The sequence below is a fragment of the Pseudomonas sp. IT-P12 genome (assembly GCF_949767465.1).
Lineage (GTDB): Bacteria > Pseudomonadota > Gammaproteobacteria > Pseudomonadales > Pseudomonadaceae > Aquipseudomonas.
In genome coordinates, this window is record NZ_CATKPY010000011.1 from 459860 (window position 1) to 477674 (window position 17815).

General features: G+C 62.8%; 15 protein-coding genes and 1 pseudogene. 1 reads left to right on the plus strand and 15 read right to left on the minus strand.

What is annotated here, in order from left to right; translation table 11 throughout:
- Positions 1 to 49: 49 nt before the first annotated feature.
- The 11 genes from ACM6IM_RS05295 to argH all read right to left on the minus strand — a co-directional run bounded on the left by ACM6IM_RS05295 (position 50) and on the right by argH (position 12013).
- The gene (locus ACM6IM_RS05295) at positions 50 to 1201 is read right to left on the minus strand and encodes an acyl-CoA dehydrogenase family protein (RefSeq protein WP_192307930.1); all 1152 of its coding nucleotides are present in this window, start codon (positions 1199 to 1201) and stop codon (positions 50 to 52) included.
- A gap of 3 nt (positions 1202 to 1204) precedes the next feature.
- A complete protein-coding gene (locus ACM6IM_RS05300) occupies positions 1205 to 2311 on the minus strand; it encodes an enoyl-CoA hydratase/isomerase family protein (RefSeq protein WP_414864416.1) in 1107 nt (368 codons plus the stop codon).
- 191 nt (positions 2312 to 2502) lie between these two features.
- Positions 2503 to 3207, minus strand: coding sequence for an HPP family protein (locus ACM6IM_RS05305; protein ID WP_414864417.1), 705 nt, complete (start codon positions 3205 to 3207; stop codon positions 2503 to 2505).
- 159 nt (positions 3208 to 3366) lie between these two features.
- Positions 3367 to 4545, minus strand: coding sequence for an MFS transporter (locus ACM6IM_RS05310; RefSeq protein WP_414864418.1), 1179 nt, complete (start codon positions 4543 to 4545; stop codon positions 3367 to 3369).
- A 136-nt stretch (positions 4546 to 4681) separates the two neighbouring features.
- Positions 4682 to 6031 carry an MmgE/PrpD family protein gene (locus ACM6IM_RS05315; RefSeq protein WP_414864419.1) on the minus strand — a complete coding sequence of 450 codons (1350 nt, stop codon included), beginning with the start codon at positions 6029 to 6031 and terminating at the stop codon, positions 4682 to 4684.
- Entirely contained in the window at positions 6028 to 6915 is an 888-nt protein-coding gene (locus ACM6IM_RS05320) for a polysaccharide deacetylase family protein (RefSeq protein ID WP_414864420.1), read from the minus strand. The genes ACM6IM_RS05315 and ACM6IM_RS05320 overlap by 4 nt, the downstream gene beginning before the upstream one ends.
- Positions 6908 to 7756: a polysaccharide deacetylase family protein gene (locus ACM6IM_RS05325; protein ID WP_414864421.1), complete on the minus strand. Its 849-nt coding sequence runs from the start codon at positions 7754 to 7756 to the stop codon at positions 6908 to 6910. The genes ACM6IM_RS05320 and ACM6IM_RS05325 overlap by 8 nt, the downstream gene beginning before the upstream one ends.
- Before the next feature lie 148 nt (positions 7757 to 7904).
- The gene (locus ACM6IM_RS05330) at positions 7905 to 8729 is read right to left on the minus strand and encodes an ABC transporter substrate-binding protein (protein ID WP_414864422.1); all 825 of its coding nucleotides are present in this window, start codon (positions 8727 to 8729) and stop codon (positions 7905 to 7907) included.
- Positions 8730 to 8782: 53 nt separating this feature from the next.
- Positions 8783 to 9547 carry an amino acid ABC transporter ATP-binding protein gene (locus ACM6IM_RS05335; RefSeq protein WP_192307938.1) on the minus strand — a complete coding sequence of 255 codons (765 nt, stop codon included), beginning with the start codon at positions 9545 to 9547 and terminating at the stop codon, positions 8783 to 8785.
- Positions 9548 to 9557: 10 nt separating this feature from the next.
- Positions 9558 to 10436, minus strand: coding sequence for an amino acid ABC transporter permease (locus tag ACM6IM_RS05340; protein WP_414864423.1), 879 nt, complete (start codon positions 10434 to 10436; stop codon positions 9558 to 9560).
- Between the two features lie 149 nt (positions 10437 to 10585).
- Positions 10586 to 12013, minus strand: a complete 1428-nt coding sequence (argH, locus tag ACM6IM_RS05345) for an argininosuccinate lyase (RefSeq protein WP_414864424.1) — start codon at positions 12011 to 12013, stop codon at positions 10586 to 10588.
- Between the two features lie 318 nt (positions 12014 to 12331).
- Between argH and ACM6IM_RS05350 the strand changes: the two genes are divergently transcribed.
- Positions 12332 to 13297: a LysR family transcriptional regulator gene (locus ACM6IM_RS05350; protein WP_414864425.1), complete on the plus strand. Its 966-nt coding sequence runs from the start codon at positions 12332 to 12334 to the stop codon at positions 13295 to 13297.
- Between the two features lie 4 nt (positions 13298 to 13301).
- On the opposite strand, the gene ACM6IM_RS05355 is transcribed toward ACM6IM_RS05350, so the two are convergent.
- From ACM6IM_RS05355 to ACM6IM_RS05370, 4 genes and pseudogenes are all read right to left on the minus strand, one after another.
- Positions 13302 to 14681, minus strand: coding sequence for a UDP-glucose dehydrogenase family protein (locus ACM6IM_RS05355; RefSeq protein ID WP_192307942.1), 1380 nt, complete (start codon positions 14679 to 14681; stop codon positions 13302 to 13304).
- An 86-nt stretch (positions 14682 to 14767) separates the two neighbouring features.
- Positions 14768 to 14950: pseudogene (locus ACM6IM_RS05360) on the minus strand (hypothetical protein); the annotation flags it as partial.
- A gap of 187 nt (positions 14951 to 15137) precedes the next feature.
- Positions 15138 to 16217, minus strand: coding sequence for an ABC transporter ATP-binding protein (locus tag ACM6IM_RS05365; RefSeq protein ID WP_192307943.1), 1080 nt, complete (start codon positions 16215 to 16217; stop codon positions 15138 to 15140).
- Entirely contained in the window at positions 16214 to 17812 is a 1599-nt protein-coding gene (locus tag ACM6IM_RS05370; protein ID WP_414864426.1) for an ABC transporter permease, read from the minus strand. The genes ACM6IM_RS05365 and ACM6IM_RS05370 overlap by 4 nt, the downstream gene beginning before the upstream one ends.
- Between the last annotated feature and the right edge of the window lie 3 nt (positions 17813 to 17815).

Here is a 17815-nt window from a genome sequence, read left to right on the forward strand (position 1 = left end):
GACGATGCTTTTGGTGGCTCCCACGCAGAGAATGGTGCAGACCAAAGGCTTAGATCAGGTAGTTCTTCAGTTCCCGGGCAATCACCATCCGCTGAATTTCGCTGGATCCCTCATAGATCTGGGTAATCCGCGCATCCCGGTAGTATTTCTCCACCGGGTAGTCTTCCAGATACCCATACCCGCCATGAATCTGTATCGCCGACGAGCAGACCTTCTCGGCCATTTCTGAGGCGAACAGTTTGGCTTGCGACGCTTGCGACAGGCACGGTTTGCCGGCGCTGCGCAGGCGGGCGGCATGCAGGATCAGCAGCCGTGCGGCATTCAACTGTACCTGCATGTCTGCCAGCAGATTGGCTACGCTCTGGTGCTCGATAATCGGCTTGTCGAACTGCACGCGATCACGGGCATAAGCCAGGGCCGCTTCGAACGCGGCGCGGGCGATGCCGAGGGCCTGGGCCGCGATGCCGATACGCCCGCCTTCGAGGTTGGACAGAGCGATCGCCAGGCCTTTACCGCGCTCGCCCAGCAGGTTGGCTTCGGGAATCGTGCAGTTGCTCAGGGTCACGGCACAGGTGTCGGACGCGCGGATGCCCATCTTGTGTTCGGTGCGGTCAACGATGAAACCCTCGGTGCCGGTGGGCACGAGGAAGGCCGAGATACCGCGCTTGCCCAGGTCCGGATCGGTCACGGCAAACACGATGGCCAGCTTCGCCCGCTTGCCGTTACTGACAAATTGCTTGGCTCCGTTGAGCACCCACTGGCCATCACGCAACTCGGCGCGGGTGCGCAGGTTGTGGGCTTCGGAACCGGCCTGGGGTTCGGTCAGGCAGAAGCAGCCGATGGCCTGGCCGCTGGCGAGGTCCGCCAGCCAGGTCTGTTTCTGTTCCTCGGTGCCGTAATTGAGGACAGGACCGCAGCCGACGGAATTGTGGATGCTCATGAACGCGCCGGTCGCGCCGTCGCCGGCGGAAATCTCTTCCACTGCCAGGGCATAGGCAACGTAATCGACGTAGGTGCCGCCCCATTCCTCGGGCACCACCATGCCCAGCAGGCCCAGCTCACCCATCTTCGCCACCAGGGCGTCGTCGATCCAACCGGCCTTTTCCCAGGCCTGGGCGTGGGGGGCGATCTCGCCGCGGGCAAAATCCCGGGCCATGTCGCGGATCATGATTTGTTCTTCACTCAATTCGATATCGTGCATGGCTCAGCTCCCGCTCCGGTCAAACCCCGTGAAGAAACTCGCGACATGCCCGGCGTCCAGCGCCTGCAGGGTTGGCGGGTTCCAACGCGGATTCTTGTCTTTGTCGATCAGCAAGGCGCGCACGCCTTCGATCAGGTCGCCGCGCTCGAACCACTGGCGGTCCAGGTGCAGCTCGAGGGCGAAGCAGTCTTCCAGGCTCAACTGCCGGCCGCGTCGCAGCATTTCCAGGGTCACGCCCATGGCCAGCGGTGAGCGGGTGTCGAGCAGGTCCGCCGTGGTCGTTGCCCATTCGTGGCTGTCGGCGACGGTCACTGCGCGCAGTTGCTCAACGATACTCGGCACGTCGGGCAGGGCGAAGAAATGGTCGATGGCCGGGCGCAGCCTGCTCAGCGGCGCATCGGGCAATTGCTGCACCGCCAGTTGCGCCAGCAGGCCCTGCAAGTCCTTGAGCGGCGTATCGCGCCATTGCAAACGATCGAGGTGTTCGTCCAGCGTGCCCAGTTTGTCGCTTTCCAGGTACCAGTCGGCCAGCCCGCAATACAGGGCATCCGCGGCACGCACCTGCACGCCGCTGACGCCCAGGTAGGTGCCCAGCTCGCCGGGAATGCGCGACAGGAAGTAGCTGCCACCGACGTCCGGGAAGTAGCCGATGCCGACTTCCGGCATCGCCAGGCGGCTTTTTTCGGTGACGACACGCAAATCGGCGCCTTGCACCAGGCCCATGCCGCCGCCCAGGACGAAACCGTCCATCAAGGCCAGGACCGGTTTGCGATAGTGGTGGATCGTCAGGTCGAGGGCGTACTCCTCGACAAAGAAGTCCTGGTGCAGGGTGTCGCCGCTTTTGAAGCTGTCGTAGAGCGAACGAATGTCGCCACCGGCGCAGAAGGCCTTTTCACCTGCGCCGCGCAGGACCACGGCGTGAATCTGTGAGTCCTTCGCCCAGGCATCGAGCTGGCGCTGCAGCAGGCGAACCATGTCCAGGGTGATTGCGTTGAGACCGGCGGGACGGTTGAGGGTCAGGTGACCTATATGGTTGCGAACCTCGGCCAGCACTGCGTTGGGCGTGGCGTCCTTGGACAGAGTCCCTGGAGAAGAAACCTGAGCAGTCATCGATAACTCCCTGCTTTTATTGTTTTTTATACAAAAGCCCGCGTGCGAGCGATCAGGGATCGTAACAGTGCAATTTTGTGATGTACAACCGGGATATGTGCAGGGTCCGTCTGCGTTTTTATCTCACTCCAGGCACGAGGCGTGCAACTCACCGTGGAAGCGGGCCAACCCGCTCCCACGGGATTGTTGTCTCAGGTTCTCTGGCTCAACACTTCACCAATACTGCGACGTTTCGCGTGCAACTCACTGGTGTGGATCAACTTTTCCAGGTCTTCAGGCGTGACGTCGATGAAGGCTTCCATCTCGGCCAAGGCGAGTTTGAGGTCCTGGGCGGTGATGGCCTGGCTGTCGACAGGCATGTCCGCCGGAACCCTGGCCGCCGGCTCGCTGGCGTTTTTCGGGTAACGGATGCGCGTCAGGTTGTTGTACGCAATCGCGCTGAGCAGCAGGGTCGCGGCGCAGAGCATCAGCGGGGCAAGGGCCTGCCAGTCGAGGGCGCTGGTGGCCGGATCGGCCAGGACCATCAACAGCGCCACTGCGCCGGCCGGTGGATGCAGGCAACGCAGCCAGCACATCAGGATCAGCGCCATGCCGGCGGCCAGGCACGCGCTGTTCAAGGTTCGCCCAAGCACATGCGCCGCCAGCAGCGCGACCACGCCGGCGGTGAGGTAGCCGCCGATGATCGACCAGGGTTGCGCCAGCGCCCCGGAGGACACCGCGAACAGCAGGACCGCCGAGGCGCCCAGCGGTCCGATCAGGTGCTGTGCGACTTCGATGCCGAAGAACTGCGAGCACAGCCACACGCTGAACAGAGTGCCGAGCGCCATGCCGATGGCAGCGCGGCTCCATTCCGAGGGACGGGTGTTGATGGCGGCGGGTATCCAGCGAGCAAGCATGGGGTAAACAATCCGTAGCAAAAATCGAGGCAAAAAAAAGGCTTAGCTGGGATATCCAGAAAGCCCTTGAAGAAGTTCCAACTATTGGGGGAGGAACGAGGCACAGTGTGCCGCTCATTGCGGATGCTGACTAATTCATATTAATGCTGTTTGAGTGCACTATTTTTGCTGTAACACCACCCGCCGGCCACTCATGAAGCACAGGGTGCCGCCCAGCGCGGTGAGCAGGCTCAAGGCATAGAACATGGTCGGCGCCGGGGTGTGCATCAGCAGGTAGCCGCAGATCACCGGGCTCAAGGCGCCGCCCAGGGCCGCGAGGTTCTGCGCGCCGTAGTAGCTGCCACGCAGTTCTTCCGGGGCCAGGGTGTCGACGAAGAGGAATTCGGCGGGGTAAATGATCATTTCACCCAGGGTGAAAATGAACATCGCCACGCACCAGGACACCAGGCTGTCGGCCAGGCTGAAGCCGATCAGGCCAAGGATGAACAGGCTGGTGCCACCGGCAATCCAGTAGCGCAGTTGTTCGCGCTTGAGGAAACGACCGATCTGGTATTGCAGCAGAATCACCGCAATCGCGTTGCAGGCGAGCAGGGCGGCCATGGTTTGCAGGGCGCGTTGGGAGTCTTCGATCACCAGCAGGTATTGCGACAGGTACAGGGTAAAACGCCCGTGGACCACGGTGCTGAGCAGGCAGCCGCAGGTGAACATGATCAGCGTGCGGTCGTTCTTCAGGGTGATCAGGGTCTTCAGAAAGCTTTGTGGCTGGCCTGTCGCAGGGGGGCGGGTCGGATCGCCGGGAATGCCGCGCATGAAAAAGATGCTGCCAAAGGCGATGGCACTGGCAATCAGGAACGGCGCGATCGGGTACACCCCGGCGATCACCACGCCCAGCATCGGGCCGGTGGCGTAGCCGATGTTGGTCAAGGTGTAGCGCAGGGAAAACGCCTTGGCCCGCTGGCCCACGGGCAGGTTCTCGCTGAGGATCGCCTTGGAGCCGATCAGGAACAGCGCTGATGCCGTTTCGGTGATCACCAGGGTCAGGGTGGTCAGGTACAGGTTCTGGGCAAAGGTCAGCAGCACGAAGCCGATGGCGCTGGAGAGCATGGCGAGGATCAGCAACCGGCGTTTTTCCAGGCGATCGATGATATAGCCGCCGTAGAGCGCGAGCAGGGTGGCGATGAACACCGCGATGCCCAACAGCAAGCCGACGTCCTGTTGGTTGAGGCCGAGTTTGTTGCTCAGGAACAGGGTGAGCAGCGGGCTGGTGATGGCGCGGCTGACGACGATGGTCAGCGAGACGATCATCAGGCGGCGAATGACAAGCGAGTAAGTGGCCACGGCGGGGCAGATGTCCTTATTCAATGTTCGTCTGATGATCGGGGTGAAGCTATCGCGAGCAGGCTCGCTCCCACCGTTGGCCTGCATTCAGGCTTCCAATGTGGGAGCGAGCCTGCTCGCGATGGGGCCAGAGCGATCACCCCAGCCACTGCTCGAGCAACGCGACCGAATCCAGCGTCTCGAGCCGGTGCAATTGCTCCGCCAACGCCTCGGCCTGCCCCAACGGCATCACGCGCGTCGCCAGGCTGAAAAACTTCTCTTCCAGCGCCGCATCGCTCAAGGGATTGGCTGGCGCGCCCAGGGGAGGATCGACGCACAACTGCGCCTGCCGACCGTCCACGGTCCGTACGCGAACCACGGGCTCGCCATCCTCCGACAGTCGCGGGTCCACTTCAAGGCGAATGCGCGACAGCCAGCGTTCAATCCGCGGGTCACGGCGTGCGGTCTCGTCATAGGCGTCAAGCCGGCAATGGCCATGCACCAGGCGCGCGGCCAGCGCGTAGGGCAGGCTCATCTGCGCCGCTGGCAGCGTGGCGATATCCTGACCACCGCACATGCTCAGCAGGAACCCGCACAACGACACCTCGATGTCTTCGACCTGATCGGCGTCGATTTGCAACTGTTCCAACAGTTGCCCCAGCGCGTCGATCGCCGAATGGGTGCCCCGGCAGGAGGCGTAGGGCTTGATCGAACAGCGCGCGAGTTTCCACACCGATCCGAGATCCGCATCCAGCGCTGGCGGCTCTGCCGTCTGCACCGCCAGGGTCTTGAGAAAACCGCCCCAGACATCATCGAACAACTTCGCCGGCCCGGTGATGCCCTGCCAGGCAAACCGGGCCGCCATCAAACCGCCTTCGGCCGCACGACCGCTGTGCAGTTTTTTGCTTTGTGAACCGTCGTGGATGAACGCCCACAGGCCACCGCTGAAACTGCCGGCGATGCCGAGTGCGGCGAGCATTTGCCCGGCGTCCAGTCGCAGGATGCGCGCACTGGCGGCGGCCGCGCCGAACACCCCGCAGGTGGCGGTGGAGTGCCACCCGGCGCCGTTGTGCGCCGAGTAACCACCGCAGGCCTCGAGCACCCGCCGGCCGACCTCATAACCGAGTACCACCGCCGTGATCAGCTCACGACCGCTGACCGGGCCAGGCGCCAGCGACACGGCGGCCATCACCGCCGGCAACACCACCGCCCCGGAGTGGTCACAGCCACCCGTGTCGTCCAGTTCCAGCGCATGGGCGGCGACGCCGTTGAGCATTGCCGCCTGGGCTGCGCCGAGTCGCAGGTCGGTGCCCCAGACCAGGCTGCTGCCCGTTTCGCCTTCGAACACCTGACGCGCCTGGCGTGCGACCTCGCTGTCGGCGCCGGCCAATGTCGCCCCGAAGGTGTCGAGGATGTGCCGCTTGGCTTGTATCACCAGTGCCGCTGGCAAGTCTTCAAAACGGGTGTCGACGCAGAACTGCGCCAGTCGCTGCAGGCGTTCAGTCATGGCAGGTAGTCCCGATAATGCCGTTCGTACACCGAGGCGGGGTGATCCCCAGCCGTTGGCAGCGCCGAATCCGTCCACCATTGGGCGACCTCGGCACCGCGGGCAATCCACACATCATCGTGTTGCCGGATGCCCTGCAGCAGTTCGCGCAACACGCCGATCCGCCCGGGCGTGCCAATGATCTCGGGGTGCAGGCGCAGCACGTAACACAGGCCGAAGCGGTGAAAACCGGCGAAGTCCATTTGCAGATTGCCCAGGGTGTGGCTGTAGGAAGCGATCCGCGATTGCGCCGGCGGCACCGCCGGGCTCAGGTTGAAGGCGAAGTAGGGCTCGTCCTCCAGCTCATAGTGCAAGGGCAGTTCGATGACCCCGGGCGCCGTGGGGTGCGCGAAAGGCAGATCATCGCCGCGCCACGACGACGACCAGCGAATGCCTTGTTCGCCCAGGGCTTCGATGAACCCTGGCGCACCGTTGCCGGCGGGGATGCGAAAACCGCTGGGGCGCTGGCCGGTCAGTGCCTGCAACGCGGCGCACCCTCGGGCGACTTCGTCACGCTGTTGCGCCAGGTCCAGGGTGTCGTAGTTCTGATGGCGATACCCGGCGCAGGCAATCTCGTGCCCGGCCGCTTGAATGGCCTGCAGATGCTGCGGGTTTTCCTCGGCAACGATGCCGGGCACGAACCAGCTGCTGCACACCTTCAGTTCGTCGAACAGCCCCAGCAGACGCTCGACACCCCGTTGCGTGCCGTAACGCCACACGGACAGGGTCTTGTCGCGTCCGGCCACTTCCGGGGCCTGGGTCAGAATGCCGTGGATGTCGTTGTAATCGACCGTCACCACGACGGCGCAACGGTAACCTTTGGGCCAGAAAACCGACTCAGTCATGGTGGTGCTCCTTCAGCCACCACTGCGCGACATCGGCGCAGGTGGCGAACCACACGTCGTCACGCCGACGCATGTGTTCAAAGAGTTTTTCCAGCAGCAGGATACGTCCCGGCTTGCCGGTGATCTTGGGGTGGAACAGGGTGGTCAGGCACAAGCCTTCATTCATCGCGCCGTCGTATTCGCGACACCAGTTGTCCAGGGTCAGCTCATAACTGGCGGTGCGATCCAGACCTGAAGGGAAATCCGGCGCGCGGGTATAGGCCAGTGAGGCGTAATCGTCCATTTCCCAGCGCCCGGGGATCTCCACCAGCGGGGTGTCGAAGCCCGGCACCTTGACCAGGTAAGGGCGATCGTCGCCGCGCATGCTGCTGGAATAGGTCACGCCGGCCTCCACCAGCATCGCCGGGGTTTCGGTGTGCCAGTCACCGGACGGCGTGCGGAAACCTTCGGCGCGGATGTTCAGGTGGTTCCAGAACACCTCGCGGCAGCGCTTCATCACGTCCTTCTGCTGTTCCAGCGTCAGGGCGTAAAAGGATTCGTGCTTGTAACCGTGGTACGCCACCTCATGCCCGCGCTCGACAATCGCCTGGCATTGTTTCGGCCAGTTTTCCACGACCCAGGCCGGGACGAAGAAGGTGGTCGGGATACGGAACGCATCGAGCAGGTCGAGCAGTCGCGGCAACGCCCGGTAAGGGCCATAACCGCCAAAGCCGAAATACTCCGGCTTGTGCCAGATCGAGCCATTGAGCATGGCATCGCCGGTGGGGCCGTCGAGGTCGAAGGCCAGGGCCAGGCAGGCTTTGTGGGGCGCCGGCCAGGTGGGACGGGGTGAGGAGGACATCGTGGTGCTCCAGCTGTTTCATGGGTCAAACCCCATCCCTGTGGGGTCGAGCCTGCTCGCGATGGCGCATCAGCCGCACCGGTGTCGACTGACACACCCTCGCGAGCAGGCTCGCTCCCACCACCAGCGGACAGGATTGCTTGGCGGCTTACTTCCCGGCGTTGATGGTCACCGTCTTGATGGCGCCCAGTTCCAGGTCCCACTTCTTCAGGATCGCCAGGTAGCTGCCGTCGTCGATCATGCTCTGCAACGCGACTTTCACCGCTTCGCTCAACTCGGGTTTTTTCTTGCTGACGCCCAGGCCGGTGAACTGCGAAGAGATCGGCAGGCCCACAGTCTTGTACATGTCCTTTTCCTGGGTCTTGAGGTACGGCAGGGTCTCGCTGCCTTGCATCGCCGCGTCGATGCGGCTCTGGCGCAGTTGCGCACGGGCGTCGGCGGAACCTTCGGTGCCGACCACGTTGATCGCCGGTTTACCCGCCGCTTCACAGTTGGCCTTGCTCCACTCGGCGATCTCCGCCGGGAACGTGGTGCGACGGCTGGTGCCGACTTTCTTGCCGCACAGGTCGATGATTTCGTGGGTGTCCTTGTTTTTCTGCAAGGTGTAGAACTGCGGACCGCTGGTGAAGTAGTCGACGAAGGTCACGCTGGCCTGCCGTTCGGCGGTGTCGGTCATGCCCGACAGCACCATGTCGACGCGATCGGTGGTGAGCGCGTTGATCATTTGCTCGAAACCGGTCTCCTGCCATTTGATCTTGATGCCCAGGCGTTCGGCCAGCGCATTGCCCAGGTCATAGTCGAGGCCGGTCAGCTGGTTGGTGGCCGGGTCCTTGAAATCCATCGGCGGATAGTTTGGCATGATCGCGACGACGATCTCGCTCTTGGCCTTGATGCTGGCCGGCAATTCGGCGGCGAAGCTGACGCTGGAGGCCATCAGGCCGGCGAGTACTGCGGGGATTACGAAGTTCTTCATGGTCGTTCTCTTATGAGTGTTTTGACGCCGCTGCGGGTTGGCGAGGCTGGCGCTTAGGTTCGAACGGCAGAAATGAAGCTTTGGGTGCGCGGGTTTTGTGGACTTATTAGTATTTCTTCGGGGCTTCCAGCCTCCACGATCTGTCCGCCGTCCATGAACACCATGCGGTTGGAAACCTCCCGGGCGAAGCCCAGTTCATGGGTGACGACGATCATGGTCATGCCGGTCTGCGCGAGGTCGCGCATCACCGACAGCACCTCTCCGACCAGTTCCGGGTCGAGTGCCGAAGTGGGTTCATCGAACAGCATCAGCTTGGGCCGCATGGCCAGTGCGCGGGCGATGGCCACACGTTGCTGCTGGCCACCCGAGAGTTCGATCGGATAGCTGTTGCGTTTGTCGGCGAGACCGACGCGGGCCAGCAGTTCCAGGGCTTCCTCCTGCGCCTCCTTGGGCGAACGCTTGAGCACCTGGCACGGCCCTTCGATGATGTTTTGCAGCACGGTCATGTGCGGGAACAGGTTGAAACGCTGGAACACCATGCCGGTGGACAGGCGTTGCCGGGCGATCTGCGTCTCGTTGAGCTCATGCAGCTTGTTGCCGACCACCCGGTAACCCACCAGCTCGCCGTCTACCCAGAGGCCGCCTTTGTCGATTTTTTCCAGCTGGTTGACGCAGCGCAGCAGGGTGCTCTTGCCGGAGCCGGACGGGCCGATGATGCACAGGACTTCGCCTTGCTCGACTTCGATGTTGACGTCCTTGAGCGCGTGGAACTGGTCGTAGTACTTGTTCAGGCTCACGGCCTTGACGATGTTTCTCATGTTCGACTCCTCAGGAACGCTTGCCGGCGCCGCGGGCGAAACGACGCTCCAGGCGGCTTTGACCGAAGGACAGCACGGTGACGGTCGCCAGGTACCAGATGCCGGCGACGATCAGCAACTCCATCACCCGGGCGTTGGCGTAGTAGATGTTCTGGGCGTTGTAGAGCAGCTCCGAGTACTGGATGACGCTGGCCAGCGAGGTCATTTTCACCATGCCGATGAACTCGTTGCCGACCGGCGGGATGATGATTCGCATGGCCTGCGGCAGGATGATCCGGCGCAGGGCTTGCAGGCGCGGCATGCCGATCGACTTGGCGGCCTCGTATTGGCCGGTGTCCACCGACAGCAGGCCGGCGCGCACCACTTCGGCGGTGTAGGCGCCCTGGTTGATGCTCAGGCCGAGCAGGGCGGCGACGAAGGGCGTCATCAGGCTCACGGTGTCGATTTCGACCAGGCCGGGGATGCCGATGGTGGGGAAGATCAGCGCCAGGTTGAACCACAGCAGCAGCTGCAGGATCAGCGGCGTACCGCGGAACAGCCAGGTGTAGGTCAGCGCCACGTAGCGCAGGATCGGGTTGGCCGACATGCGCATGATCGCCGTGATCACCCCGAAGACGATGCCCAGCGCCATCGCCAGCACGGCCATGACGATGGTGTTGAGCAGGCCCCACATGATCGCCTGGGAGGTGAGGAACTGGCCGATGTACGACCATTCGATCTTGCCCTCGGCGAAGGCGCGCACCAGGCCGATGAGGGCGATGACGATCACCGTGGCGAAGAAGATCCGCCCGTAGTAACGCCGTGGCACATGATCGTACTGGGTGATATCGAACTGGTTTTCCGCCAGTTTGCGCTCCGCCTGGAGTCGCTCTGCCTGGGTCTGGCTCATGTTGGTTCTCCGTACACTTTATTTCGGGTCAAACACTTGGCCCCGTGGGAGCGAGCCTGGTCGCGATGGCATCCTGTCAGCCAGCCTCTTGATTACTGATGCACCGCTATCGCGAGCAGGCTCGCTCCCCCAGGGGCCGTGTGTTTGATTCAGAGGCGAAAACCCTGATAGTTCTCGGTCCACGCCTGCTGGGCGGCGAGGGCGGTTTTCAGGCGACCGATCTGTTCGCGCACCTGTTGCGGCGCGGTGCCGCCCCAACCGCTGCGGGCGGCGATGGCAGCTTCCAGCGTCAGGCTGTCGCGCACTTCCGGGGTCAGGCGAGGATCGATTTCGGCCAACAGCGCCGGAGAGGCTTCCCACAACTCGATGTCGTGTTTCTCACAGGCCTTGACCAGCGCGCCGGTGATTTCATGGGCTTCCTTGAACGGCACGCCGCGCACCGCCAGCCAGTCGGCGACTTCGGTGGCCAGGGTGAAACCGAGCGGTGCCTGGCGCCGCAATTCTTCGACGTTGACCGTCATCGTCGCCACCATTCCGGCCATGGCCGGCAGCACCAGCAGCAAGGTGTCGACGCTGTCGAGCACACCGTTCTTGTCTTCGCTCAGGTCGCGGTTGTACGACAGCGGCAACGATTTCAGGGTCGAGAGCAGGCCGGTGAGATTGCCGATCAGGCGACCCGCCTTGCCCCGGGCCAGCTCGGCAATGTCCGGATTTTTCTTCTGCGGCATGATCGAACTGCCGGTGGCGTAGGCATCGTCCAGGGCAACCCAGCGAAATTGCCGGGACGACCACAGGCAAAACTCTTCAGCAAGGCGGGAAATGTTGATGCCGAGCATGCTGGCGATAAACAGGAACTCGGCAACGTGGTCGCGGCTGGCCACGGCGTCGATGGAGTTTTCGCACACCCCGCTGTAACCCATTTCCTTCGCCGATTGCTGCGGCAGCCGCGCAATCGCCGAGCCGGCCATGGCCGCTGCGCCCAGAGGCGACAGCGAGGTGCGGGCGTCCCAGTCCACCAGGCGTTGCACGTCGCGCAACATCGACTGGGCGTGGGCCAGCAAATGGTGGGCAAACACGATCGGCTGGGCCTGTTGCAGGTGGGTGAAACCCGGGCAAATGCTTTCGACGTGTTGTTCGGCCTGGCCCACCAGTGCCTGCTGCAGCGCCAGCACTTCAACGGCCAGGGTGCGCACGTGGTCACGCAGGAACAGGCGCAGGTCGTTGGCGGTCTGGTCGTTGCGAGAACGGCCGGCGCGCAGTTTGCCTCCGAGGGGGCCGAGGCGCTCGGTCAGCAGGCGTTCGATGAAGGTGTGGACGTCTTCGTCGTCCAGGGTCGGGGCGATACGGCCGTCGCGGAAATCGGCACCGATGCGCTCGAGTGCGTCGAGCATGGTCAGGGTTTCCTGTTCGCTCAGCAGCCCGGCACGTTGCAGCTCACGGGCATGGGCCTTGGAGCCGGCGAGGTCGTACGGGGTCAGTCGGAAATAGCGCTCCGGGCACCGGGACAAGGCCGCCAGGGCTTCGGACGGGCCGCTTTGGAAGCGAGCACCCCAGAGACGTTCGGTGGTTTGGGACATTGTTGTTTTCCTCGTCGGTCAAGCGAACTGAAATCGGTGTGCCTGGCCTGGAACCGTTACCGGAATCGATAGGAATCGAGCGGGCGTGGTCAGGCCAAAACAATGTTCTAGGGCAGGGGGAAAGCGCAGTTACGAAAGGAGCGAGGGCTGATCGAAACGTCAGCTTTTAATAATTCGAACACCGTGATCTGGCACGCATGTTCTGGATTTTTTGGCGGTTGCCAAGCCTGGTTTTCTGTGATCATTATTATTAGGCCAGCTATGTTTTTGTTGTTGGGCACAGGTTGTTGAATACGGCGCCAGAGGTAAATAAGCATTATGGAAACCCCACTTTCCAATTCCGGAAACCCGACGCCGAAACCGCCGCAACGAGCGCCGCTGGCCCTCAGCGGGCTGGATTTCAAACTGTTGAAAGTGTTCAAGGCGGTGGTCGAGGCCGGAGGCTTCAGCGCGGCTCAAAACGAGCTGAATGTGGGACTGGCCGCCATCAGCAAGCAGATTTCCGACCTTGAAATCCGCATCGGCATGCGTCTGTGCACCCGGGGTCGGGAAGGCTTTCATCTGACCGAAGAAGGTCGCCTGGTGTATCAGGCATCGATTGATTTGTTTGCCTCGGTCGATAACTTTCGGGACCGGCTTAGTTCTGCTCAAAATGAACTGATCGGTGATCTTGGTGTGGGTGTTATTGATAATACGATCACCGACGATCATTCACCGTTAGTTGCTGCGCTAAAACAACTTGGTGAGTCATCGCCGAAGGTCAGGTTGCAAATTCAGGCTTCACAGCTGGATGAGGTGGAGAGGGGCGTGGTAGAGGGTCGGTTAGTCGCAGGGATTGTGCCGGTCTATCAAAAGCGCGAGGAGTTCGATTATTACCAACTGTATGAAGAACGCTCGCAGATTTATTGCGCGGTCGGTCATCCGTTGTTCGCCATTCCCGACGGCGACATTGGCAGTCACCTGCTCAAGGATTACGAATGCGTGAACCATCGTTATGCGATCCACCGCGACAAACTCAACTTTGCCCGCTATGACAGTTTTTCCGCCTCGGCCACGCAAGTGGAGGCCGTGGCACTGCTGATCAAGACCGGACGCTTCATTGGCTTCCTGCCGCAACACTACGCGGCGGCCATGGTCGCCCAGGGACAGTTTCGCGCGGTGCGCCCGGACCTGATCCATATCGACACGCCGTTCAACCTGATCCTGCGCCACAACACCGTACGCAGCCCTCTGGTCAAGGCTTTCGCCCTGGCCCTGGGCGTGGATTTGAAAGTACCTGCCTGACCCCTCAGGCCACCCCCTGCGCCGCCGGCCATTGCTGAAGGGGGATCGGCAGCTTGCGCGATTCGCCGCGTCCCATCGGGAAATAGGTGAAACCGTTGCGCGCCAGGCGGTCGGCGTCGTACAGGTTTCGTCCGTCGAAGATCACCGGCGCCTTGAGCCGTTGGCGGATCAGGTTGAAATCCGGTGCCTTGAACTGTTGCCACTCGGTGCAGATGATCAGTGCGTCGGCGCCGGCCAGCACCGATTCCGGCGTGCCCATCAGCATCAATTTGCTTTCCTCTGGATACAGATGCTGGGTTTCCTGCATCGCTTCCGGGTCGAATGCCCGCACGCTGGCGCCCGCAGCCCACAGCGACTCCAGCAGCACGCGGCTGGGTGCGTCGCGCATGTCATCGGTGTTGGGTTTGAACGCCAGGCCCCACACGGCGAAGGTCTTGCCCCGCAGGTCGCCCTTGAAGAAGGCGTTGATGCGGTCGAACAGCTTGTGTTTCTGCCGCTGGTTGATTGCCTCCACCGCCTGCAGCAGGTCGCTGGAACAGTGCGCTTGCTCGGCACTGTGGATCAGGGCGCGCATGTCCTTGGGGAAGCACGAGCCGCCATAGCCGCAACCGGGGTAGATGAAGTGATAGCCAATGCGCGAGTCGGCGCCGATGCCCAGGCGCACCGATTCGATATCGGCGCCCAGGTGTTCGGCCAGCTCGGCGATCTGGTTGATGAAGCTGATTTTGGTCGCCAGCATGCAGTTGGCGGCGTATTTGGTCAGTTCGGCGCTGCGCAGGTCCATGAACATGATGCGGTCATGGTTGCGATTGAACGGCGCATAGAGGTCACGCATGACGTCGCGTACCTCATCGCTTTCGCAGCCGATGACGATGCGGTCCGGGCGCCGGCAGTCGGCCACGGCCGAGCCTTCCTTCAAAAACTCGGGGTTGGAGACGATCTCGAACTGCAGCAATCGCCCCACCTTGATCAGGCATTTGTCGATGTGCGCGCGCAAGGTGTCGCCGGTGCCCACGGGCACGGTGGATTTTTCCACCAGAATCACCGGTTGCTCGCGATGACGGGCCACCGCTTCACCCACCGACAGCACGTAGCGCAGGTCCGCCGAGCCATCGTCCCGGGAGGGCGTGCCGACCGCGATGAACAACACCTGGCCGTGTTGCACCGCGAGTTTTTCATCGGTAGTGAACTGCAGGCGCCGGGCTTCCAGGCTTTCCCGGACCAGGCTGGCCAGCCCCGGCTCGTAAATGCTCACGTGGCCCTGCTGCAGCCGTTCGACTTTTTGCTCGTCGATGTCCATGCAGACCACGTCGTGGCCGACCTCAGCCAGCACAGCGGCTTGTACCAGGCCAACGTAACCGCTACCAAATACACTGATTTTCATGGGTCACTCCTGAGTCTTGGGCGCGTGCTCGGGATTGATGCGCTGTTGCGCGCCGTCAGGATAAGCGAGGCCATATTTCAGTTCGTCTATCGTGATGTACAACGCCCCGTGTCGACTGTGCCGCGCCGGACCCGGCCCGTCGGCAATGCACTCGGGATGGGTGGCAGCAAGTCGCCCAAGGGTTGGAAATGGAGGTGGCGTTGGCGCGCAGCGGCCAGCAGTTGGCGAAATGCATCAGCCATCACCCGCCCTCCGACTTCGGCATGGACAACGGGATCGAGCACAGACGCGCCGAGTTCCATTCGGCGTTCGGCAGGTAGAGGTCGGGGAAATGGAGAGGCCCCACGAAAGTGCCGGACGTTATATGAAGTGTTTCATTCGTTAGTTGGTTTATACCGACTCTGCAGGCTTGCTCTCACCAGGGTGAGGGTCGTTTCTTCAGGCGCAAACTCGCGCCTACGCGGGGTTGGTGTCGCTGAGCACGTGGGCATGGCCAATGGTGGTGACCTGTACGGCACTGCCGGTCGGGGGCGCGTACAGCCCGGAACTGCGCACCATCAGCGATCGGCCGGGCTGATCATTGGCGGTCGGGGTCTCCAACTCTACGGTCAGGGTGCAAGTGTTTCCGCTGAAATCGCGTTCGGTCACCACGGCTCGGCAACCGACCGCTTCCAGGCCGTTGGGAACCACACCGACCAGTTGCAACTGCTCGGGACGCAGCATGATCTGCGCGCTGCGGTTGTTGCGATGGTTGTTGACCGGAATCCGCCCCAGGTCGCAATGGGCCCAGCCGGCTTCGATCCTGGCTGGCATGACCACAGCGTCGCCAAGGAACAGTGCGGTCTGTTCGTCGCCGGGGTAGCGATACAGGTCCAGCGGGTGGCCGGACTGCACCAGGCGTCCCTCGCGCATGACCGCCAGTTGATCGGCGAATGACAGCGCTTCGCTCTGGTCATGGGTCACCAGGATGGTGGTCACGCCGGCATCGGCCAGCAATCGCGCCACCAGCTTGCGCATGGCGGCGCGCAAGCCGGTATCGAGCGCGGAAAACGGCTCATCCAGCAGCATCAATTGGGGTTGCTGGGCCAGTGCCCGGGCCAGCGCCACCCGTTGTTGCTGGCCGCCGGACAACTCATGGGGCCAGCGCTCGGCCATGCTCAGCGGCAAGGCCACGCTGTCCATCAGTTGGGCGACACGCTCGCGTTTCTCCAGGCCTTTGGTTGCCAGGCCGAAACCAATGTTGGCGGCCACGCTCATGTGCGGAAACAGCGCGCCATCCTGTGGGACGTAGCCGATCTGGCGCCGATGGGCGGGGACTTCATGGGTTTCATCGATCAGCGTCTGGCCATTGAACATAAGCCGCCCGGCGTCGGGGAATTCAAAGCCGGCGATCATTCGCAACAAGGTGGTCTTGCCCGAGCCCGAAGGGCCGACGATGACGGTGCGGCTGCCCGCCGGCACTGACAGGCTGACATCGTGCAGGGCCCGCTGTGCGCCATAGGATTTACAGATCGAATGCAGTTCAAGCGCGTTCATCGGCCCGCCGTGCGTTTGGATTGGTGGTAGAGAAGGCCGGTCAAGGGCAGCGACAGCACAATCATCAGCAACGCATAGGGCGCTGCGGCGGCGTAGTCGATTTCGCTGGTCAACGCCCAGAACCCGGTCGCCAGTGTGCGTGTGCCGTTCGGCGCGAGGAGCAGGGTAGCGGTCAATTCGTTGGTGATCGCCAGGAACACCAGGGCGGCGCCCGCCGCGGCACCGGGCGCGGCCAGGCGCAGGGTGATCAGCCACAGCGCCCGGGCCGGCGAGCGCCCCAGGCTGCGCGCCATGTTCTCCAGCTCGATCGGTGCCTGGGCGATACCGGCCCGCAGGCTGACCAGTGCCCGGGGCAGGAACATCAGCAAATAGGCAAGCAGCACGGTGACGGCAGTCTGATAAATCGGCCGGGCGTAATGCACCGTGACCGTCACCAGTGCCAGGGCCACGACAATGCCTGGCAAGGAACTGGTGATGTAGTTGCAGCTTTCCAGAACCCGCTGCAATCGCCCTGGCGAGCGTATCGACAGCCACGCAATCGGGAACGCCGCGACGGTGGTGAGCACCGCCCCGCAGATCCCGAACAGCAAGGTCTGTTGCAGCGCCGGCAGCAGTTCGGCCATTTCCCAGACCTGCGCGCCGCCGGCAATCAGCCACTTGCCCAAGGTGAACAACGGCACGCCGAGGGCCAGGGCACAGGTGATGGTCAGCAACGCCAGGGCCAGCACGGTTTGCCCGGTTTTCAGGCACGCCACTGGCTGTTCGCGGGCACTGCCCGAGCCCACCCGGGCATAACGTGCATGGCCTCGCGCCGTCGACTCGAGGGTCAACATGGCCAGGCAGCACAGGGCAAGCACACCGGCCAGCATGTTGGCGGCAGGGCCATTGAAGGTGGATTTGAACTGATCGAAAATCGCCGTGGTAAAGGTGTCGAACCGGATCATCGCGTACAGGCCGTACTCGGCCAGCAAATGCAGGCCCACCAGTAGGGCGCCGCCGCAGATGGCCAGGCGCAATTGCGGCAGCACCACCCGGAAGAACACCGCCCATGGCTTGAGGCCCATGGATTGCGCGACGTCCTCGATCGCCGGATCGAGACGGCGCAGGGTCGCGGCCACCGGCAGATAAAGGAAAGGGAAATAGGCGATCACCGACACCAGCACCCCGGCAGACAGCCCGTGAATCGGCGGCACCAGACTGACCCAGGCATAGCTGTGGACGAAGGCCGGTACCGCCAGCGGCGCGGTCGCCAGCAACGACCAGCCGCGTCGCCCCGGCAAATTGCTGCGCTCCGTCAACCAGGCCAGTGTTACACCGAGGACGATGCACAAGGGCAGGGTGATCACCACCAGCAACACGGTGTTGAGCAGCAGTTCGCCCACCCGTGGCCGAAACACCAGGGCCGAGAGCGTAGCCCAACCGGTCTGCCAGGACACGCCGATGACGAAGGCGATCGGCAGCAGGGCCAGCAATGACACCAGTAACGACAAACCGATCACCCATGCACCGCCACGCCCCGCGAACAAGCCATGGGAGCGGCGGCGCAAAGGGGCGGGAATCGGCGCAGCGACACCCGCCGGCAGCGTTTCAGGCATCAA